The 15,490-nt window shown below is 64.3% G+C and carries 15 protein-coding genes; 8 read left to right on the top strand and 7 right to left on the bottom strand.

All coding sequences use genetic code 11. The annotated features are described in order from the left end of the window. Positions 1–237: 237 nt before the first annotated feature. The 6 genes from ACVMIH_RS03410 to ACVMIH_RS03385 all read left to right on the top strand — a co-directional run bounded on the left by ACVMIH_RS03410 (position 238) and on the right by ACVMIH_RS03385 (position 5,060). Positions 238–579, top strand: a complete 342-nt coding sequence (locus ACVMIH_RS03410; RefSeq protein ID WP_057019710.1) for a hypothetical protein — start codon at positions 238–240, stop codon at positions 577–579. A gap of 181 nt (positions 580–760) precedes the next feature. Then, positions 761–1,060, top strand: a complete 300-nt coding sequence (locus ACVMIH_RS03405; protein WP_024582229.1) for an acyl carrier protein — start codon at positions 761–763, stop codon at positions 1,058–1,060. A gap of 9 nt (positions 1,061–1,069) precedes the next feature. Beyond that, a complete protein-coding gene (locus ACVMIH_RS03400) occupies positions 1,070–1,546 on the top strand; it encodes a 3-hydroxyacyl-ACP dehydratase FabZ family protein (protein ID WP_057019709.1) in 477 nt (158 codons plus the stop codon). Beyond that, positions 1,539–2,723, top strand: a complete 1,185-nt coding sequence (locus ACVMIH_RS03395; RefSeq protein WP_456860758.1) for a beta-ketoacyl-ACP synthase — start codon at positions 1,539–1,541, stop codon at positions 2,721–2,723. Before ACVMIH_RS03400 ends, ACVMIH_RS03395 begins: the two co-directional genes overlap by 8 nt. 106 nt (positions 2,724–2,829) lie before the next feature. Then, positions 2,830–4,107, top strand: coding sequence for a beta-ketoacyl-ACP synthase (locus ACVMIH_RS03390; protein ID WP_028344597.1), 1,278 nt, complete (start codon positions 2,830–2,832; stop codon positions 4,105–4,107). A gap of 17 nt (positions 4,108–4,124) precedes the next feature. Beyond that, a complete protein-coding gene (locus tag ACVMIH_RS03385) occupies positions 4,125–5,060 on the top strand; it encodes a lipid A biosynthesis lauroyl acyltransferase (protein WP_456860756.1) in 936 nt (311 codons plus the stop codon). A 102-nt stretch (positions 5,061–5,162) separates the two neighbouring features. Here the strand turns inward: ACVMIH_RS03385 and ACVMIH_RS03380 are convergent, their stop codons facing one another. From ACVMIH_RS03380 to ACVMIH_RS03350, 7 genes are all read right to left on the bottom strand, one after another. Beyond that, the gene (locus ACVMIH_RS03380) at positions 5,163–6,272 is read right to left on the bottom strand and encodes a polyamine ABC transporter substrate-binding protein (protein WP_456851453.1); all 1,110 of its coding nucleotides are present in this window, start codon (positions 6,270–6,272) and stop codon (positions 5,163–5,165) included. 6 nt (positions 6,273–6,278) lie between these two features. Continuing rightward, positions 6,279–7,448 (bottom strand): aminotransferase, encoded by a 1,170-nt coding sequence (locus ACVMIH_RS03375; RefSeq protein WP_456784642.1) that lies wholly within the window; start codon positions 7,446–7,448, stop codon positions 6,279–6,281. A gap of 8 nt (positions 7,449–7,456) precedes the next feature. Beyond that, positions 7,457–7,786 carry a rhodanese-like domain-containing protein gene (locus ACVMIH_RS03370; RefSeq protein ID WP_016848419.1) on the bottom strand — a complete coding sequence of 110 codons (330 nt, stop codon included), beginning with the start codon at positions 7,784–7,786 and terminating at the stop codon, positions 7,457–7,459. Positions 7,787–7,922: 136 nt separating this feature from the next. Next, positions 7,923–9,848 (bottom strand): potassium transporter Kup, encoded by a 1,926-nt coding sequence (locus tag ACVMIH_RS03365; protein WP_456860754.1) that lies wholly within the window; start codon positions 9,846–9,848, stop codon positions 7,923–7,925. A 156-nt stretch (positions 9,849–10,004) separates the two neighbouring features. Continuing rightward, positions 10,005–11,903: a potassium transporter Kup gene (locus tag ACVMIH_RS03360; RefSeq protein WP_456860751.1), complete on the bottom strand. Its 1,899-nt coding sequence runs from the start codon at positions 11,901–11,903 to the stop codon at positions 10,005–10,007. 112 nt (positions 11,904–12,015) lie between these two features. Further along, positions 12,016–12,846, bottom strand: coding sequence for an OmpA/MotB family protein (locus tag ACVMIH_RS03355; protein WP_016848417.1), 831 nt, complete (start codon positions 12,844–12,846; stop codon positions 12,016–12,018). A gap of 28 nt (positions 12,847–12,874) precedes the next feature. Next, a complete protein-coding gene (locus ACVMIH_RS03350) occupies positions 12,875–13,648 on the bottom strand; it encodes a motility protein A (protein ID WP_456860749.1) in 774 nt (257 codons plus the stop codon). Positions 13,649–14,022: 374 nt separating this feature from the next. Here ACVMIH_RS03350 and ACVMIH_RS03345 point away from each other — a divergent pair, with 374 nt between their 5' ends. After that, on the top strand, positions 14,023–15,003 hold the full coding sequence (locus ACVMIH_RS03345; RefSeq protein ID WP_456860747.1) for an NADPH:quinone oxidoreductase family protein: 981 nt from the start codon (positions 14,023–14,025) through the stop codon (positions 15,001–15,003). Positions 15,004–15,299: 296 nt separating this feature from the next. After that, positions 15,300–15,488 (top strand): hypothetical protein, encoded by a 189-nt coding sequence (locus tag ACVMIH_RS03340; protein ID WP_016848414.1) that lies wholly within the window; start codon positions 15,300–15,302, stop codon positions 15,486–15,488. Positions 15,489–15,490: the final 2 nt, after the last annotated feature.

The raw sequence follows: 15,490 nt of genomic DNA, 5'->3' as shown, positions 1-15,490 counted from the left end.
TCCGTGACGGCGTTGCAGCGCAAACTGTGCATGCGCGAAGGTCGAACAAGTGTGTCGACATCGGCTTGGTCATCGCAATGCCGAGCATCCCGCGCTCCGCAGCAGCCGCCTCGACGGCAAGCCAGTTCCTGGAGGTGATCGACGCATGAATACCACCTCTGCGCGCACCAAGATTTTAGGTGTGAAGTGCAGCGAACATGCTAAACATAACCGGCGACGCGACCGGACTGACAAACAGTGAAGACGCAGCGGCCAATCTCCTCGGATGCCGAGCACGTGGTGCTCAAATTCCGGCCGCGTACCTCGGCGCAGCCGCCCGGCAAGCGCGAGGAGCCGCACCGAACGACGCGCCCGGCTTCCGTTGCCAACGATCTCTCTCGCTATGAGAAGCCGCGCGAGGAGCCCGACGATTTCCGCCAGCGCATGCTCGCCAACATCGCCGCCTTCGCCTTCACGGTGGCGCTCACCGCGATCGGCATCTGGCTTGCCATGAGCATCGCCGATTTGCGCAAGACCCAGGATTGCGTGCTGATGGGCCGCCGGGATTGCGCGAAGATTACGGTGATGCCGCGCAGCTAGGCTGGCCGGAACCCTGCCCAAAAACCGTCCTTGCGATGCCGGCCAAGCTCCATTGAACTAACGGCCCTGCTCCGATATACGGGCACACGACTCCGGCACCAGCAATCGGGCATTCCGGGGCAACGCGCCCGCCTCCTCTGAGCCGACCCGGAATTACCTTCAATATATCAAAGGCTTAATGATGTCCTCCACATTCGAGCAGATCGCCAACATTATCGCGGAGACCTGCGACATCCCGCGCGACACGATCAAGCCGGAGAGCCACGCGATCGATGATCTGGGGATCGACAGCCTCGACTTCCTCGACATCGCCTTTGCCATCGACAAGGCCTTCGGGATCAAGATGCCGCTCGAAAAGTGGACCCAGGAGGTCAACGACGGCAAGGCCACGACGGAGCAGTATTTCGTGTTGAAGAATCTCGCCGACCGCATCGACGAGCTGGTTGCAGCCAAGAACGCGGGCACGGGCACGGGCTCGTAATCGCCCATCATGCAGCTCGAGATCTTTCAGCTGATTGATCGGATCGTCGACCTCAACCTCGACGCAAGGACCATTGTCGTCGAGGCGGATGTTCCGCCCGACAGCCATTCGGTGTTCGCGGGGCACTTCCCGGGCTACCCGATCATGCCCGGCGTGCTGCTGACCGAAGCAATGGCCCAGAGCTCGGGCTGGCTGATCCTTGGTCTGACCAAGTTCGAGCGCATGCCCTTCCTCGCCATGGTCAAGGAAGCCAAGATGCGCGGCTTCGTCAGCCCCGGCTCGGTCCTGACCATCGAGGCCAAGATCGAGCACGAAGGTTCAGGCTTCGCCGTGACCTCGGCGAAGGTTCGCGTCGGCAAGGAGCTCAAGTGCAATGCCGAGCTGACCTTCCGTCACATCCCCTTCCCCAGCCCGGACTTGCGCGTGCACATGGATGCGATGGCCGCCAAGATCGGGTTTCCGCAGCAGGCAATGAGTAATGGCTGAGAAGGAAGTCTGGATCACCGGCGTAGGCCTGCTCTCCTCGCTTGGCGAGGGACTGGATGCGCATTGGGAGGCGCTCGGCGCCCGGCGCGTCAATGCCGACGAGAAGCGTCTCGCGCCATACGTGATCCATCCGATCGCTCCCGTCAGCTTCGACACCCAGATCCCGAAGAAGGGCGATCAGCGTCAGATGGAAACGTGGCAGCGGATCGGCACCTATGCCGCCGGGCTGGCGCTCGATTCCGCCGGCGTCAAAGGCAATCAGGAAATCCTGTCGCGGATGGACATGATCATCGCAGCCGGTGGCGGCGAGCGTGACCTCACTGTCGACCTCGCGATCATGAACGCCGACGCACAGGGCAAGTTGCCGCCAGCCCTCCTCAACGAGAAGCTGATGAACGAGCTGCGCCCGACGCTGTTCCTGGCGCAGCTCTCCAACCTGCTCGCCGGCAACATCGCGATCGTTCACGGCGTGTGCGGGACCTCGCGTACCTTCATGGGCGAGGAAGCCTCGAGCATCGACGCGGCACGGATCGCGGTCGCCCGCATCGGGGCCGGCCAGAGTGACATCGCCTTGGTCGGCGCCGCTCATAACGGCGATCGCGGCGACCTCTTGATGCTCTATGCATTCGGCGATCTCGCCCTCAAGGACCAGCATAGCTCGGTCTGGGCCCGCAGGAACAACCCGGGCTTTGCCATCGGCTCCGCCGGCGCCTTCCTCGTGATGGAATCGCGCGAACATGCCGAGGCCCGCGGCGCAAAGCCGTACGCCAAGCTGACCAAGGTTGTCGCCGACCTTGCCCGACGCAAGGAGCCGGGCGCCGTGACGAAATCGCTGCAGGCGTTGTGGCCGCAGCTCGGCGTCAGCGGCGACAACGGTATCCTGATCACGGGCGCGACCGGCGCCGAGCCTGCGACCGCCGAAGAGCGCGCATTCCTCAGCCAGCATGCCGGCTTAGCCGTCCGCGCCACCGGAACGACCTTTGGCCACACCATGGAGGCGCAGTTCCCGCTTGGGCTCGCGCTGGCCGCGTTGTCGATCTCGCGCGGCGCGCTCTATCCGGCCAACGACCCGACCGGGCTGGAGGTTGAAAAGACCGAAGCACCAACCCAAATTGTGGTGTTGGGGGTCGGCCACTGGCAGGGCGAAGGCATGGCACTGGTCGAGGCCGTCAGTTAGAGCATGATCCGGAAAATTGTTTCCGAACATCATGCTCGAACAAACAACTAGGGTGCGATGAAGCTCATCGCACTTTAAGTCCGGCGCAAGCACCGACGGGGACACCATGACAGCACCACGCGATAAATTCGGCCGACCGATCGTTGTCGTGACCGGCATGGGAATCGTGACGTCGCTCGGCGGCGGCAAGACCGATAATTGGAAGCGCCTCACCGCGGGTGAGTCCGGCATCAAGACCGTGACACGCTTCCCGCTCGACAGTATGAAGACGACGATGGCCGGCGCCGTCGATTTCGTCACCGTCGACCCGTTCTCCTCGACCAGCCTGTCGCAGCGTCTGGCGGAGATCGCGACCGAAGAAGCGCTCGAGCAAGCCGGCATCGGCAGCAAGGGCGACTTTCCCGGCCCGCTGTTTCTGGCGGTCGCCCCGATCGAGACCGAGTGGCCGCAGCGGCTCGAAGTCGCGCGCGAGGTTCCGACCAAGGACTTTGGAATCATCGAATACCTGGCGACCTGCAGTGGCGGGAAGTTCGCGCACTTTCACCGGCGCTTCACCTTCGGCTCCGTCGCGCTCAACCTCGCCGAGACCTTCGGTACCAAAGGGTCCCCGATTTCGCTGTCGACGGCTTGCGCCTCCGGTGCGACCGCGATCCAGCTCGGCGTCGAGGCGATCCGCCGCGGCGAAACCGATGCGACGCTGTGCGTCGCAACCGACGGCTCGGTGAACCCGGAAGCCATGGTGCGCTTCTCGCTGCTGTCGGCTCTCTCCACCCAGAACGACCCGCCGCAGGCCGCCTCGAAACCGTTCTCGAAGAACCGCGACGGCTTCGTGATGGCCGAAGGCGCCGGCGCGCTGGTGCTCGAGAGCTACGAGGCCGCGATGGCCCGCGGCGCGCGCATCCTCGGCGTCGTCGCCGGCTGCGGCGAGCTCACCGATTCCTTCCATCGCACCCGCTCGGCCCCGGACGGCAAGCCGGCGATCGGCTGCGTGCGCAAGACACTCGCCGATGCCGGAATGGAGCCCGAGCAAATCGATCACATCAACGCGCACGGGACCTCGACGCCGGAAAACGACAAGATGGAGTATCTTGCGACGTCTGCCGTGTTTGGCGAACACACCAAAAACATTCCGGTGTCGTCGAACAAGTCGATGGTCGGCCACACCATCTCGGCCGCCGGTGCAGTCGAGGCGATCTTCTCGCTGCTCACGCTCGAGCATCAGCGGATTCCGCCGACGATCAACTACGAGGTGCCCGATCCCGCGATCCCGTTCGACGTGGTCGGCAACAAGGCGCGCGATGCCAAGGTGACCGCCGTGATGTCGAACTCGTTCGGGTTCGGCGGGCAGAACGCCTCACTGATCCTGACGCGCGAGCCGGCCTAGCGCCCTAGCCTCATCAGATGAAACGTCTGCTCCTTCGCACCAGGGCGCACCTGCGTGACGCCGCGAAGCCCGTGACCGACGCGGCGATCGGCGGGCTGACGATCGGCCTGTTGCGTACGACGCGCTACTTCGATCCCGAGAAGACCGCAAGATTCTTCGGCCGCGCCGCGCATTTCATCGGCCGCCGGCTGCGCGAGGATCGCATCGGCCGCGAGAACCTCACGGCCGCCTTCCCGGAAAAGTCACCGGAGGAGATCGAGGAGATCCTGACGGGCGTCTGGCACAACCTCGGACGCATCGGCGCTGAATTCGCGCACATCGACCGCATCTGGGACCACGACCCCCAGAATCCCGACAAGCCGGGTCGCGTCGAATTCTCGGCGCGCAGCAAGCAGCTGTTCGACCAGTTGCGTGACGACGGCAAGCCGGCACTGTTCTTCGCCGCACATCTCGGCAACTGGGAGCTCTCTCCAATTGCCGCCGCAGCGCATGGGCTCGACGCCACCATCCTGTTTCGGCGACCGAACATCGAAGCCGCCGACCGCGCCATCGAACGCATCCGCGCGGTCAATCTGGGCACGCTGGTGCCGGCCGGCCGCGACGCACCGCTCAAGCTGGCGCAAGCACTGAAGAACGGCCAGCACGTCGCGATGCTGGTCGATCAGTATTTGACCAACGGCGTTCCCGTCACCTTCTTCGGCCGCAAGACCACGGCGAATCCGCTGCTGGCGCGCCTGCGCCGGCAGATCGATTGCCCCATCCACGGCACGCGGATCATCCGCCTGCCCGACGGCCGCTTCCGCGGCGAGGTCACGGAGGAAGTCAAGCCGGTGTTCGACGCATCCGGCCAGATCGACATCCAGGGCACCATGCAGGCGATCACCGACGTGGTCGAGGGCTGGGTCCGCGAGTATCCCGATCAATGGCTCTGGCTGCACCGGCGCTGGCGGTAGGCCCGACACTCGTCATTGCAGCGAAGCGAAGCAATCCATTTCTCCGAGCATACGGAGCGATGGATTACTTCGTCGCTTCGCTCCTCGCAATGACGGATAGACCTACTTCCCGGTCTTCACCCGCGTCCACAGGCGATTGATGATCCGCTGCGTCGCCGGATCGCGCGCGGTGATCACGAACAGCTTCTTCTGCATCGCTTCGTCGGGATAGATATTCTTGTCGTTGAAGATCTTCGGGTCGATCAGCTTCTGGCTCGCCAGATTGCCATTGGCGTAGGACAGGAAGTTCGAGTTCTTCGCCGCGACCTCGGGACGGTAGAGGTAGTTGATCAGCTCGTAGGCCTCGGCGACATTCTTCGCATCCGCGGGGATCGCGAGATTGTCGAAGAACATCTGCGCGCCCTCCTTCGGGATCGTGTAACCGATCTCGACGCCGGTGTTCGCTTCCGCCGCCCGGCTGCGCGCCTGCATGATGTCGCCCGACCATCCGACCACGAAGCAGATCTCACCCGAGGCCAGCGCGCTGAGATATTCGGACGAGTGGAATTTGCGCACATAGGGCCGGATCTTGATGACGAGATCGGCGGCCTTCTCGAGGTCGGCCTGCTTGGTCGAATTCGGATCGAGGCCGAGATAACTCAGCGCCGCCGGCAGGATGTCGTCGGCGGAATCCAGCATGTGGATGCCGCAATCCCTGAATTTGGCGAGGTTCTCCGGCCTGAACACCATGTCCCAGCTGTCGATCTTCGCGTCCGGACCGAGTATCTTCTGCGCGATCCTGACGTTGTAGCCGATGCCGGTGGTGCCCCACATGTAGTTGGCGCCGTAATTGTTGCCGGGATCGTAAGTCGCAAGCTGATCCGTCACCACAGGCCATGCATTGGCGAGGTTCGGCAGCTTCGACTTGTCGAGCCTGAGGAACACCTTCGCGGTGATCTGGCGCTGCAGGAAGTAGCCGGTCGGCACCACGACGTCGTAGCCCGACTTGCCGGCGAGCAGCCGCGTCTCCAGCGTCTCGTTGGCGTCGAACGTATCGTAGACCACCTTGATGCCGGTTTCCTTGGTGAAGTCCTCGAGGACTCCCGGCGCCATGTAGTTCGACCAGTTGTAGAAGTTGACCGTGCGCTCCTCGGCGTCGGCGGAGGCCGAGAGCAGCAGGACCGTCGCGACCGCGCCGACGAAGCTGACGAGACGACGGTTCTGCTCTCGCATTCTGGCCTACCTCTTGCGGCGGTGAACGGCGTCCGACAACCGCTCCAGCGCGGCGTCGAGCGTTGAGTCTTTCTTGGCGAAGCAAAAACGCACGACCGATGTCACCGCATCCTGCTCGTAGAACGCCGACACCGGGATCGCCGCGACCTTGTAGTCGTGCACGATCCGCCAGCAGAACTCCGCATCGGTCTCGTTGAGCCCGAGCGGCGACAGGTCCACGGTGAGGAAGTAGGTCCCCTGCGACTTCAGCACCGGAAAGCCGATGCTCTCCAACCCCTTGGTCAGGCGGTCGCGGCTCCGCGCCATGTCCTTGCGCATGTCGAGGAAATAGTCGTCGGGCTTGCCGAGGCCATATGCCACCGCCGCCTGCAGATTGGGCGCCGTCGTGAAGGTAAGGAACTGGTGCACCTTCGCAGCGACGCGCAGCAGCGGCGGCGCGGCGCAGACGAAGCCGATCTTCCATCCGGTCAGCGAGAAGATCTTGCCGGCGCTGCCGACCTTGATGGTGCGGTCGCGCATGCCCGGGATCGTGATCAGGGGGATGTGCTCGCGGCCGTCGAACACCACGTGTTCCCAGACCTCGTCGCAGATCGCGACCGCGTCGAATTCCTGGCAGAACCGCGCCAGCAGTTCGAGGTCCTCGCGCGGATAGACCACCGCCGCCGGATTGAGCGGATTGTTGAACAGCACCGCCTTGGTCTTGTGATTGAAGACGCTGCGCAGCATCTCCTCGCTCAGCCGCCACTCCGGCGGTTCGAGCCGCAGCAGCCGCGGAATGCCGCCGGCCTGGCGGATGATCGGCAGATAGGAATCATAGACCGGCTGGAAGCACACCACCTCGTCACCGGGCTCGACCACGGAGAGGATCGAGGCGGTCAGCGCCTCGGTGCCGCCGGAGGTGACCATCACCTCGGTCATCGGATCGAGCTTGAGTCCGTGCCAGTGGCCGTAATGCGATGCGATCGCCTGACGGAGTTCCGGGATGCCCATCATCGACGGATATTGATTATAGCCGTTGATCGAGGCGTCCGCGGCGGCGCGGCGGATGTCCTCCGGACCGGGATCGTCGGGAAAGCCCTGGCCGAGATTGATGGCGTTGTTGTCGCGCGCGGCCTGCGACATCGCCTCGAAGATGGTGACAGGAAGGTCCGCGAAGACCTTGTTCATGGAGGTCATGTCAGGGATCAGCCGCCGGTCTTGGTCGGCAGTCCCGCCGCCTTCCAGCCGATGATGCCGCCCGCCAGATGCTTGTCATAGGGCAGGCCCGCGGCTTGGGCGGCCAGCGAGGCCGTCACCGAGCGCTTACCGGAGCGGCAGGCGAACACCACCTGCTTGCCCTGCGGATCCGGAATCGCCGCCGGGTCGAACGTCGACAGTGGCACCACAACGCCATCGGGATAGGCCTCGACGGCGACCTCGTTCGGCTCACGGACGTCGACCAGGAGATAGCGGCCTTCCGCTATGCCCTTCGACACCTCGTCCGGAAACAAATCTTCCACCTTGTGGTCCGCCACGGAAATATCCTCCCGACATGATCTTTGGCGAGCATCGCGCGGCTCACCGTTCCGGGCCGCAAAGTCGCCTCTTGCGCGGAGAAAATCAAGCGTCCGAAACGGGTTAGATGCCACGCGGAATCGCCGGATCGTAGTCTTAGATCGTGACCTGCGTGCCGACCTCGACCACCCGCCCGGTCGGGATCTGGAAATAGTCGGTGGCATCGTTCGACGAGCGGCTCAGCGCGATGAACAGATGGTCCTGCCAACTCGGCATGCCCGAATGCGCCGCCGGCTTCAGCGCACGGCGGGACAGGAAGAACGAGGTCGACATGATGTCGAACTGCCAGCCGAGCTTGCGGGCGATCGCCAGCGTCTTCGGCACGTTCGGCTGTTCCATGAAACCGAACTTCAGCGTCACCTTGGAGAAGGTCTCACTCAGCTGCTCCATCCGCACCCGCTCGGACGGATCGATCCGCGGCGTCGGCGCGGTCTCGATGGTCAGGATGACGTTCTTCTCGTGCAGCACCTTGTAGTGCTTGAGGCTGTGCATCAGCGCGGTCGGCGCGCTGACGGGATCGCTGGTCAGGAACACCGCGGTGCCGGAGACCCGCTGCGGCGGCCGCTTCTCCAGCATCGCGACGAGATCGGCGAGAGGGAATTCTAGCTTGCGCGACTTCTCGAACAACAGGCGGCTGCCGCGCCGCCAAGTGTACATCACCACGATCATGGCGCCGCCAAGCGCGAGTGGAACCCAGCCGCCCTCGAACACCTTGAGCAGGTTGGCGGCCAGGAAGGTGATGTCGAGGAACAGGAAGGGCGCGACCAGCGCGGCGGCCGCGATCGGCGACCAGCGCCAGACCTTCCAGATCACGACAAAACCCATCATCGCCGTCACCACCATGGTGCCGGTCACCGAGATGCCGTAAGCCGATGCCAGTGCGCTCGACGAGCGGAACATCAGCACCAGCACGATGACCGTGATGAACAGGAAACGGTTGATGCGCGGCATGTAGATCTGCCCGGAATGCGCCTCCGAGGTGTGGCGGATCTCGAACCGCGGCAACAGGCCGAGCTGGATCGCCTGCCGCGTCAGCGAATACGCGCCGGTGATGACGGCCTGGCTCGCGATCACGGTCGCCATGGTCGCCAGCGCAACCATCGGGATCAAGGCCCAGTCCGGGAACATGAGGAAGAACGGGTTCTCGATGCCCTTGGGATTGCCGATCAGGAGCGCGCCCTGCCCCAGATAGTTCAGCGCCAGCGACGGCAGCACGATGAACAGCCACGCGGTCTGGATCGGGCGTTTGCCGAAATGGCCGAGGTCGGCATAGAGCGCCTCGGCGCCAGTCACCGCGAGGAAGACCGCACCGAGCGTGATGAAGCCGATCACGCCGTGATGCAGCATGAACGACACCGCGAGAATCGGATTGAGCGCGTATAGCACTTCGGGATGCCGCGCGATCTGCGGCAGCGCCGCGACCGCGATCAGGGCGAACCATACGCACATCACCGGGCCGAAGAAGGCCGCGACGCGCGCGGTGCCGCGCGACTGCACCGCGAACAGGACGACAAGGATCACCACCGTGAGCGGCACGACATATGGATCGAATGTCGAGGTGACGAGCTTGATGCCCTCGATTGCCGACAGCACCGAGAGCGCCGGCGTGATGACGGCGTCGCCATAGAACAGCGCGCCGCTGATGATGCCGAGCAGCACGATCGCGGCGCCGCCCTTGGTCGCCGCGCGCTGCGCCAGCGCCATCAGCGCCAGCGTGCCGCCCTCGCCATTGTTGTCCGCGCGCAGCAGGATCACGACGTATTTCAGCGTGACGACGACGATCAAAGCCCAGAGGATCAGCGAGAGCACGCCGAGCACCGCATGCGCCGTCACCGCGCCCTCGCCGCCGGCGGCGGCAACGACGGCCTCGCGCAAGGCGTAAAGCGGGCTGGTGCCGATGTCGCCATAGACGACACCGATGCTGCCGAGCATCAGGGCCTTGAAGGTGGCGGTTGAATGCGCCTCACCATTGCCGTTTGCCGCCGGCGTTTCCGCCGCGGTGATCGCACTCTCGGATGACATGGGGAAGCTGTGCCTCTGTCTTCTGCCGCACCGCACAATGCCCGGGTCGCAGCGCTATACTCCCGGCAGGAATGCATAGGTTAGCCCGGATTCAGGCCTCCGCCATGCACATCACGCATGGGTCACGGCCGATCAATGTCAGAATCCTGCGCCCGGTCAGATAGTTACCTGGGTACCCACTTCAACCACCCGGCCGGTCGGGATCTGGAAATAGTCGGTGGCATCATTGGCGGACCGGCTCATCGCGATGAACAGGTGGTCCTGCCATTGCGGCATGCCGGACTGGGCCGACGGCTTCAGCGAGCGGCGCGACACGAAGAACGAGGTCGACATGATGTCGAACTGCCAGCCGAGCTTGCGCGCGACCGCCAGCGCCTTGGGCACGTTCGGCGATTCCATGTAGCCGAAGCGCAGCCGTACCGCGGTGAACTTGTCGCTCACCTTCTCCATGTTGACGCGCTCGGATAGATCGACGCGCGGCGTCGGTGCGGTCTCGATGGTCAGGATCACGTTGTGCTCGTGCAGCACCTTGTTGTGCTTGAGATTGTGCAGCAACGCGGTCGGCACGAAGCTCGGATCGCTGGTCAGGAACACCGCGGTGCCCTTGACGATATGCGGCGGCCGCTTCTCCAGACTGTGGATCAGGTCGCGCAGCGGCACCTCGATGCGTCGGGTCTTGGCGACCAGGATGGCGGCGCCGCGGCGCCAGGTCCAGATCATCGTCGCCATCACGACGCCGAACAGCAGCGGCACCCACGCGCCCTCGAACAGCTTCAGGAGATTGGCGCTGAAGAAGGTCATGTCGACGATCACGAACGGCAGGATCAATGCCGCCGCCGACGCCACGCGCCAGTTCCACAGCTTCCAGATCACGATGAAGCCCATGATGCCGTCGGCGACCATCGTGGTGGAGACGGCGATGCCATAGGCCGACGCCAGCCCGCTCGAGGTGCGGAATAGCAGCACCAGCAGCAGCACGCCGATCAGCAGCAGCCGGTTGACGCGCGGCAGATAGATCTGACCGGCATGGGTCTCCGAGGTGTAGCGAACCTCGAAGCGCGGCAAGAGCCCGAGCTGCACCGCCTGGCTGATCAGCGAATAGGCGCCGGTGATGACCGCCTGGCTTGCAATCACCGTCGCGGCGGTGGCTAGCCCGACCAGGGGCAGCAGCAGCACGTCGGGCACCATGCGGTAGAACGAGTTCTCGATCGCGCTGGGATCGGACAGCACAAGCGCGCCCTGCCCGAAATAGTTCAGCAGCAGCGACGGCAGCACGAAGAACAGCCAGCCGGACTGGATCGGCTTGCGGCCGAAATGCCCGAGATCGGCATACAGCGCCTCGCCGCCGGTCACCGCGAGGAATACCGCGCCCAGCGTCACCAGGCCGATGGTGCCGTGGGTCAGCATGAACTGGAGCGCGTAATAGGGATTGATCGCCGCCAGCACCGACGGGTCGTCCATGATGTGAACGAGCCCCATCACCGCCAGCGAGGCGAACCACACCACCATCACCGGACCGAAGGCGGAAGCGACGCGCGCGGTGCCAGAACTCTGCACAGAGAACAGCACGACCAGGATCAGGATCGTCAGCGGCACCACATAGTGCTCGAGATGCGGGGTGGCGAGCTTGAGGCCTTCGACCGCCGACAGCACCGAGATCGCCGGCGTGATCATGGAATCGCCGATGAACATCGAGGCGCCGACCACGCCGAGCGCGAGCAGCGGCCAGCTGCGCAGACCGATCGCGCGCTGGCCGAGCGCCATCAGCGAGAGCGTGCCGCCCTCGCCATTGTTGTCGGCGCGCAGCAGCAACAGCACGTATTTCGCGGTGACGACGGTGAATAGCGCCCACAGGATCAGGCTGAGCACGCCCAGCACCATGATGCGGGTGACCGGTTGGCCGTGCGCGGCGCCGCCGACCGCCTCACGGAATGCGTAGAGCGGCGAAGTTCCGATATCGCCGAACACCACCCCGATGCTGCCGAGTGTCAGGGCCCAGAAGCTGGAGGTCGGTTGTCCTTCCTGAGCTTCGGTAGATGAGACGCTGACAGCCATGGCGAGGTTGGAACGCCCGATCGGTTGATTTGATCCGCGCGGCTATCGACGCTTCCGCATCGCGTGTCAACCGCGCAACAATGGTAGTTGACGGTAGTATGGTAACCCAGAGCTACGGCTTCAGATCCGGCGGCAGCGGCGGATTTTCCCGCATCAACGTGATGGTCACGCGACGGTTGGCCGGCAGCGTCGGATCGTCGGGAAACAGCGGCTGGCCGTCGGCCTTGCCGGAAACCGCGAAAATATGCGACGGCGGCAGCCCTTCCCGCTCCAGGATCTGCCGCACCGCGTTGGCGCGGTCCGCGGACAGGTCGAAGCCGTCATAATCGCTGCGCGCCGGCACGAAGCCTGCGGCTGTATGCCCCACGATCGCAACCCGCAGCGGCGTCGCCTTCAGCGGCGCGGCCAGCTTCTGGATCAGCCGGCGGGTGCGGTCGTACGGCTCCCTGGAACCGTCCGCGAACATCGAGCGGCCGTCCTGGTCGACGATCTCGAGGTTGAGCCCCTCCTTGGTCTCCTCGAACATGATGTTCTTGGAGATCTCGGTCAGCTCCGGCATGTCCTGCAGCGCCTGGCGGAGCGAGGCCGAGGCGAGCGCAAATTCGCGGTCGATCTTCAGCCGCGCGCCGTTGATCTGGCTGCGCTCCTTCTCGTCCGGCGTCGGATTGGCCGAGGAGTCCTCCGGCGAGATGTGCTCGACGTTCTTCAGCTTCGGCCGGGTCGGCAGGCCGTCGGATTCGACGATGCCGGAATAGCGCACATTGGTCTGCACGCCGAAGGCATCGCGCATCGAGCCGGCGACGATCTTCAGCTTGTTGTTGTCCATGGTGGAGAACGCGACGAGCATCACGAAGAAGCTCATCATCAGGCCCATCAGGTCGGCGAAGGTCACGAACCAACCGTGACCTCCGGTATGGGCGTCGCCGCGCTTTTTCTTGGCCATCGCTGCGTTTCCCGAAAGCGCGGTCCGGTCAGGCCGGAACCGGCTCGCCTTCCTCCTGGCGATGCTTCTCCGGCAGATAGGCCAGCAGCATCTCGCGCACCAGCGCCGGGCTCTTGGAGTCGCGGATCATCAGGATGCCGTCGATGATCAGCGTGCGGTTGGTCTCCTCGTCGAGCAGCTTGCCGTGCAGCTTGTCGGCGATCGGCAGGCAGAACAAATTGGCGACCAGCGCGCCGTACAGCGTCGCGAGCAGCGCGGTCGCCATGAACGGGCCGAGCTTGGAGGGGTCGGTCATGTTGGCGAACATCTGCACCATGCCGATCAGCGTGCCGATCATGCCGAACGCCGGCGCGCAGTCGCCGATCGCGCGATAGATCTTGCTGCCCTCGTCGAGGTGCATCAGGAAGTTGTCGCGGTCGCGCTCCATGTTGTCGCGGATGAATTCGAGGTCGTAACCGTCGGCGACGTAACGGATGCCCTTGGCGAGGAACGGCTCGTCGGTCTCGACCTTTTCCAGGCCGACCGGCCCCTGCTTGCGGGCGATCTCGGCGATGCGGGCGAGCTCGTCGACGAGGTCGCGGGCCGACAGCCGGCTCATCGTGAAGGCGAATTTGGCGCCGAGCGGCAGCCCATGCAGCATCACGCCCAGCGGGAAGCGGATCATCGTCGCCGCGATCGAGCCGCCGAAGATGATGATCATGGCGTGTTCGGAGACGAACATGTGCAGGTCGCCGCCCATGAACATCATCACCGCGATGACGATGATGCCAGCCAACAGCCCGGCGCCAGTCATGATATCCATAGGAGACTCCAACGCGTACGCAACCTGCCCGTCCTGGACGGCGCGCAGCCCAAGGCGGGCCGCGTGGAAAACCCTAACGTTAACGCCATTAAGGACGCGTTACCGAATTTGGTAGGGATAACAACGGGTAAACGCCGGTCTTTTCGCGATGTCGTTGAAGATGCTGGCTTTCCGCATGCGAGCCTGCCGTGGCATGCGCAAATCCCCTCCCCGTAGAACAACGGACATGGGATAGGTTTGCCGGAAGCGTATTCGCGCGAACTGGCTACCGGCTCGCGTGAAGAAGACGCGTCAACACAAGAATCCGGGGCCCCATTCCGATTCAATCGGAGCGGAAAAGGCTCTCGAGGAAACCAACCAATGAGCAGGACAGGATGAAGGCCGTCGTCGTCGAGCAATACGCGCCCATCGATCAGATCGGGCTGAGGGAGATCGCCACCCCCGAACCCGGCCCCGGACAGATCCGAGTCCAGGTCCACGCCGCGAGCATCGGCTTCGTCGATGGGCTGAAGGTCGAGGGCCGCTACCAAACCAAGGATGCCCTGCCCTTCACGCCGGGCGCGGAATTCGCCGGCGTGGTCGATGCGGTCGCAGGCGACGTCGCCGGCATCGCGCCGGGCATGCGGGTGATGGGCGCGGCGCGCTCGGGCGCGCTGGCCGAGCACATCGTGGTGCCACGCGACGCCGTCGAGATCATGCCCGACGGACTGTCGATGGAGGCCGCCGCGGCCTTTCGCACCAATTACCTCACCGCGCTCTATGCGCTCGGCGAGCGCGGCTCGCTCAAGGCCGGCGAGCAGTTGCTGGTGCTCGGCGCCGCCGGCGGCACCGGCATCGCCGCCATTCAAGTCGGCAAGCTGCTCGGCGCGCGCGTCGTCGCCGCGGCCTCGACGGAGGAGAAGCGCAACTTCGCCGCAAGCTTCGGTGCCGACGCTGTCGTCGACTACACGAAGCCCGACTGGCGCGACGCGCTGAAGGACGCGACCGGCGGCCACGGCGCCGACGTGATCTTCGATCCGGTCGGCGGCGAGGTCTCGCCGCAGGCGTTCCGCTCGATCGCCTGGAACGGCCGCCATGTCGTGGTCGGCTTCGCGGCCGGCAGCATTCCCGCATTGCCGTTCAATCTGCCGCTCCTGAAAGGCGGCCTCCTGATCGGCGTCGATGCCGCCCAGATCGCGCGGCGCGAGCCCGACGCGCAGGCGCGCGTGATGACGCAATTGTCGGCATGGCTGAATGATGGCCGACTGACGCCTGTTGTCGGTAAGGTGTTCGCATTCGACGATTTTCGCGCGGCCTTCACCACCATGCAGACCCGTGCGGCGCTCGGCAAGATGGTGGTGCGGATCGGGTCGTGAGAGAGGCAGCGCTATCGCCTCATCCTCGCTGTCGTCCCTGCGAAAAGCAGGGACCCATACGCCGCGGCGGATGTTGTGAACAAAGCTGGTCATTCCAGCGAAGCACACCAATCAGCACTTGTGGTCATGGGTCCCTGCTTTTCGCAGGGACGACACTGAATGTCGCAAGCCAAGCTTGCCCTGAGGGTCAGAAAAATACGCGACCGTCGCCAAGGTTCGCGAAAACTATCACAGGTTATTGTTGCGCGGTTCTGTGCCGCCTTAGCGTTGCGGAGTACGGCATTCGGGGACGAAAAATGCAGGACATGCTGACGCATCTCGAAAAGCTTCGCCGTGACGCGGCGGAATGTGCGTTGATCCGAGACCTGGCGACTGACATGCGCAAGCGCGAGTTGTTCAGCAAGCTCGCCGAACATCTCACGGCCCTTGCCGCCGAGGTGGAGGAAACCATCAACGCAGCCCGCAAGGAGGACCAAGTCATCTAGCA

Source organism: Bradyrhizobium sp. USDA 4503 (assembly GCF_054055815.1).
Note: the sequence above shows the minus strand (reverse complement) of the source record. Positions and strands in the feature narration are given on the sequence as shown.

Coding starts and splice junctions, on each gene's coding strand:
- ACVMIH_RS03405 (WP_024582229.1), top strand. CDS start 761: ATGTCCTCCACATTCGAGCAGATCGCCAACATTATCGCGGAGACCTGC.
- ACVMIH_RS03400 (WP_057019709.1), top strand. CDS start 1,070: ATGCAGCTCGAGATCTTTCAGCTGATTGATCGGATCGTCGACCTCAAC.
- ACVMIH_RS03395 (WP_456860758.1), top strand. CDS start 1,539: ATGGCTGAGAAGGAAGTCTGGATCACCGGCGTAGGCCTGCTCTCCTCG.
- ACVMIH_RS03390 (WP_028344597.1), top strand. CDS start 2,830: ATGACAGCACCACGCGATAAATTCGGCCGACCGATCGTTGTCGTGACC.
- ACVMIH_RS03385 (WP_456860756.1), top strand. CDS start 4,125: ATGAAACGTCTGCTCCTTCGCACCAGGGCGCACCTGCGTGACGCCGCG.
- ACVMIH_RS03380 (WP_456851453.1), bottom strand. CDS start 6,272: ATGCGAGAGCAGAACCGTCGTCTCGTCAGCTTCGTCGGCGCGGTCGCG.
- ACVMIH_RS03375 (WP_456784642.1), bottom strand. CDS start 7,448: ATGACCTCCATGAACAAGGTCTTCGCGGACCTTCCTGTCACCATCTTC.
- ACVMIH_RS03365 (WP_456860754.1), bottom strand. CDS start 9,848: ATGTCATCCGAGAGTGCGATCACCGCGGCGGAAACGCCGGCGGCAAAC.
- ACVMIH_RS03360 (WP_456860751.1), bottom strand. CDS start 11,903: ATGGCTGTCAGCGTCTCATCTACCGAAGCTCAGGAAGGACAACCGACC.
- ACVMIH_RS03355 (WP_016848417.1), bottom strand. CDS start 12,846: ATGGCCAAGAAAAAGCGCGGCGACGCCCATACCGGAGGTCACGGTTGG.
- ACVMIH_RS03350 (WP_456860749.1), bottom strand. CDS start 13,648: ATGGATATCATGACTGGCGCCGGGCTGTTGGCTGGCATCATCGTCATC.
- ACVMIH_RS03345 (WP_456860747.1), top strand. CDS start 14,023: ATGAAGGCCGTCGTCGTCGAGCAATACGCGCCCATCGATCAGATCGGG.
- ACVMIH_RS03340 (WP_016848414.1), top strand. CDS start 15,300: ATGCAGGACATGCTGACGCATCTCGAAAAGCTTCGCCGTGACGCGGCG.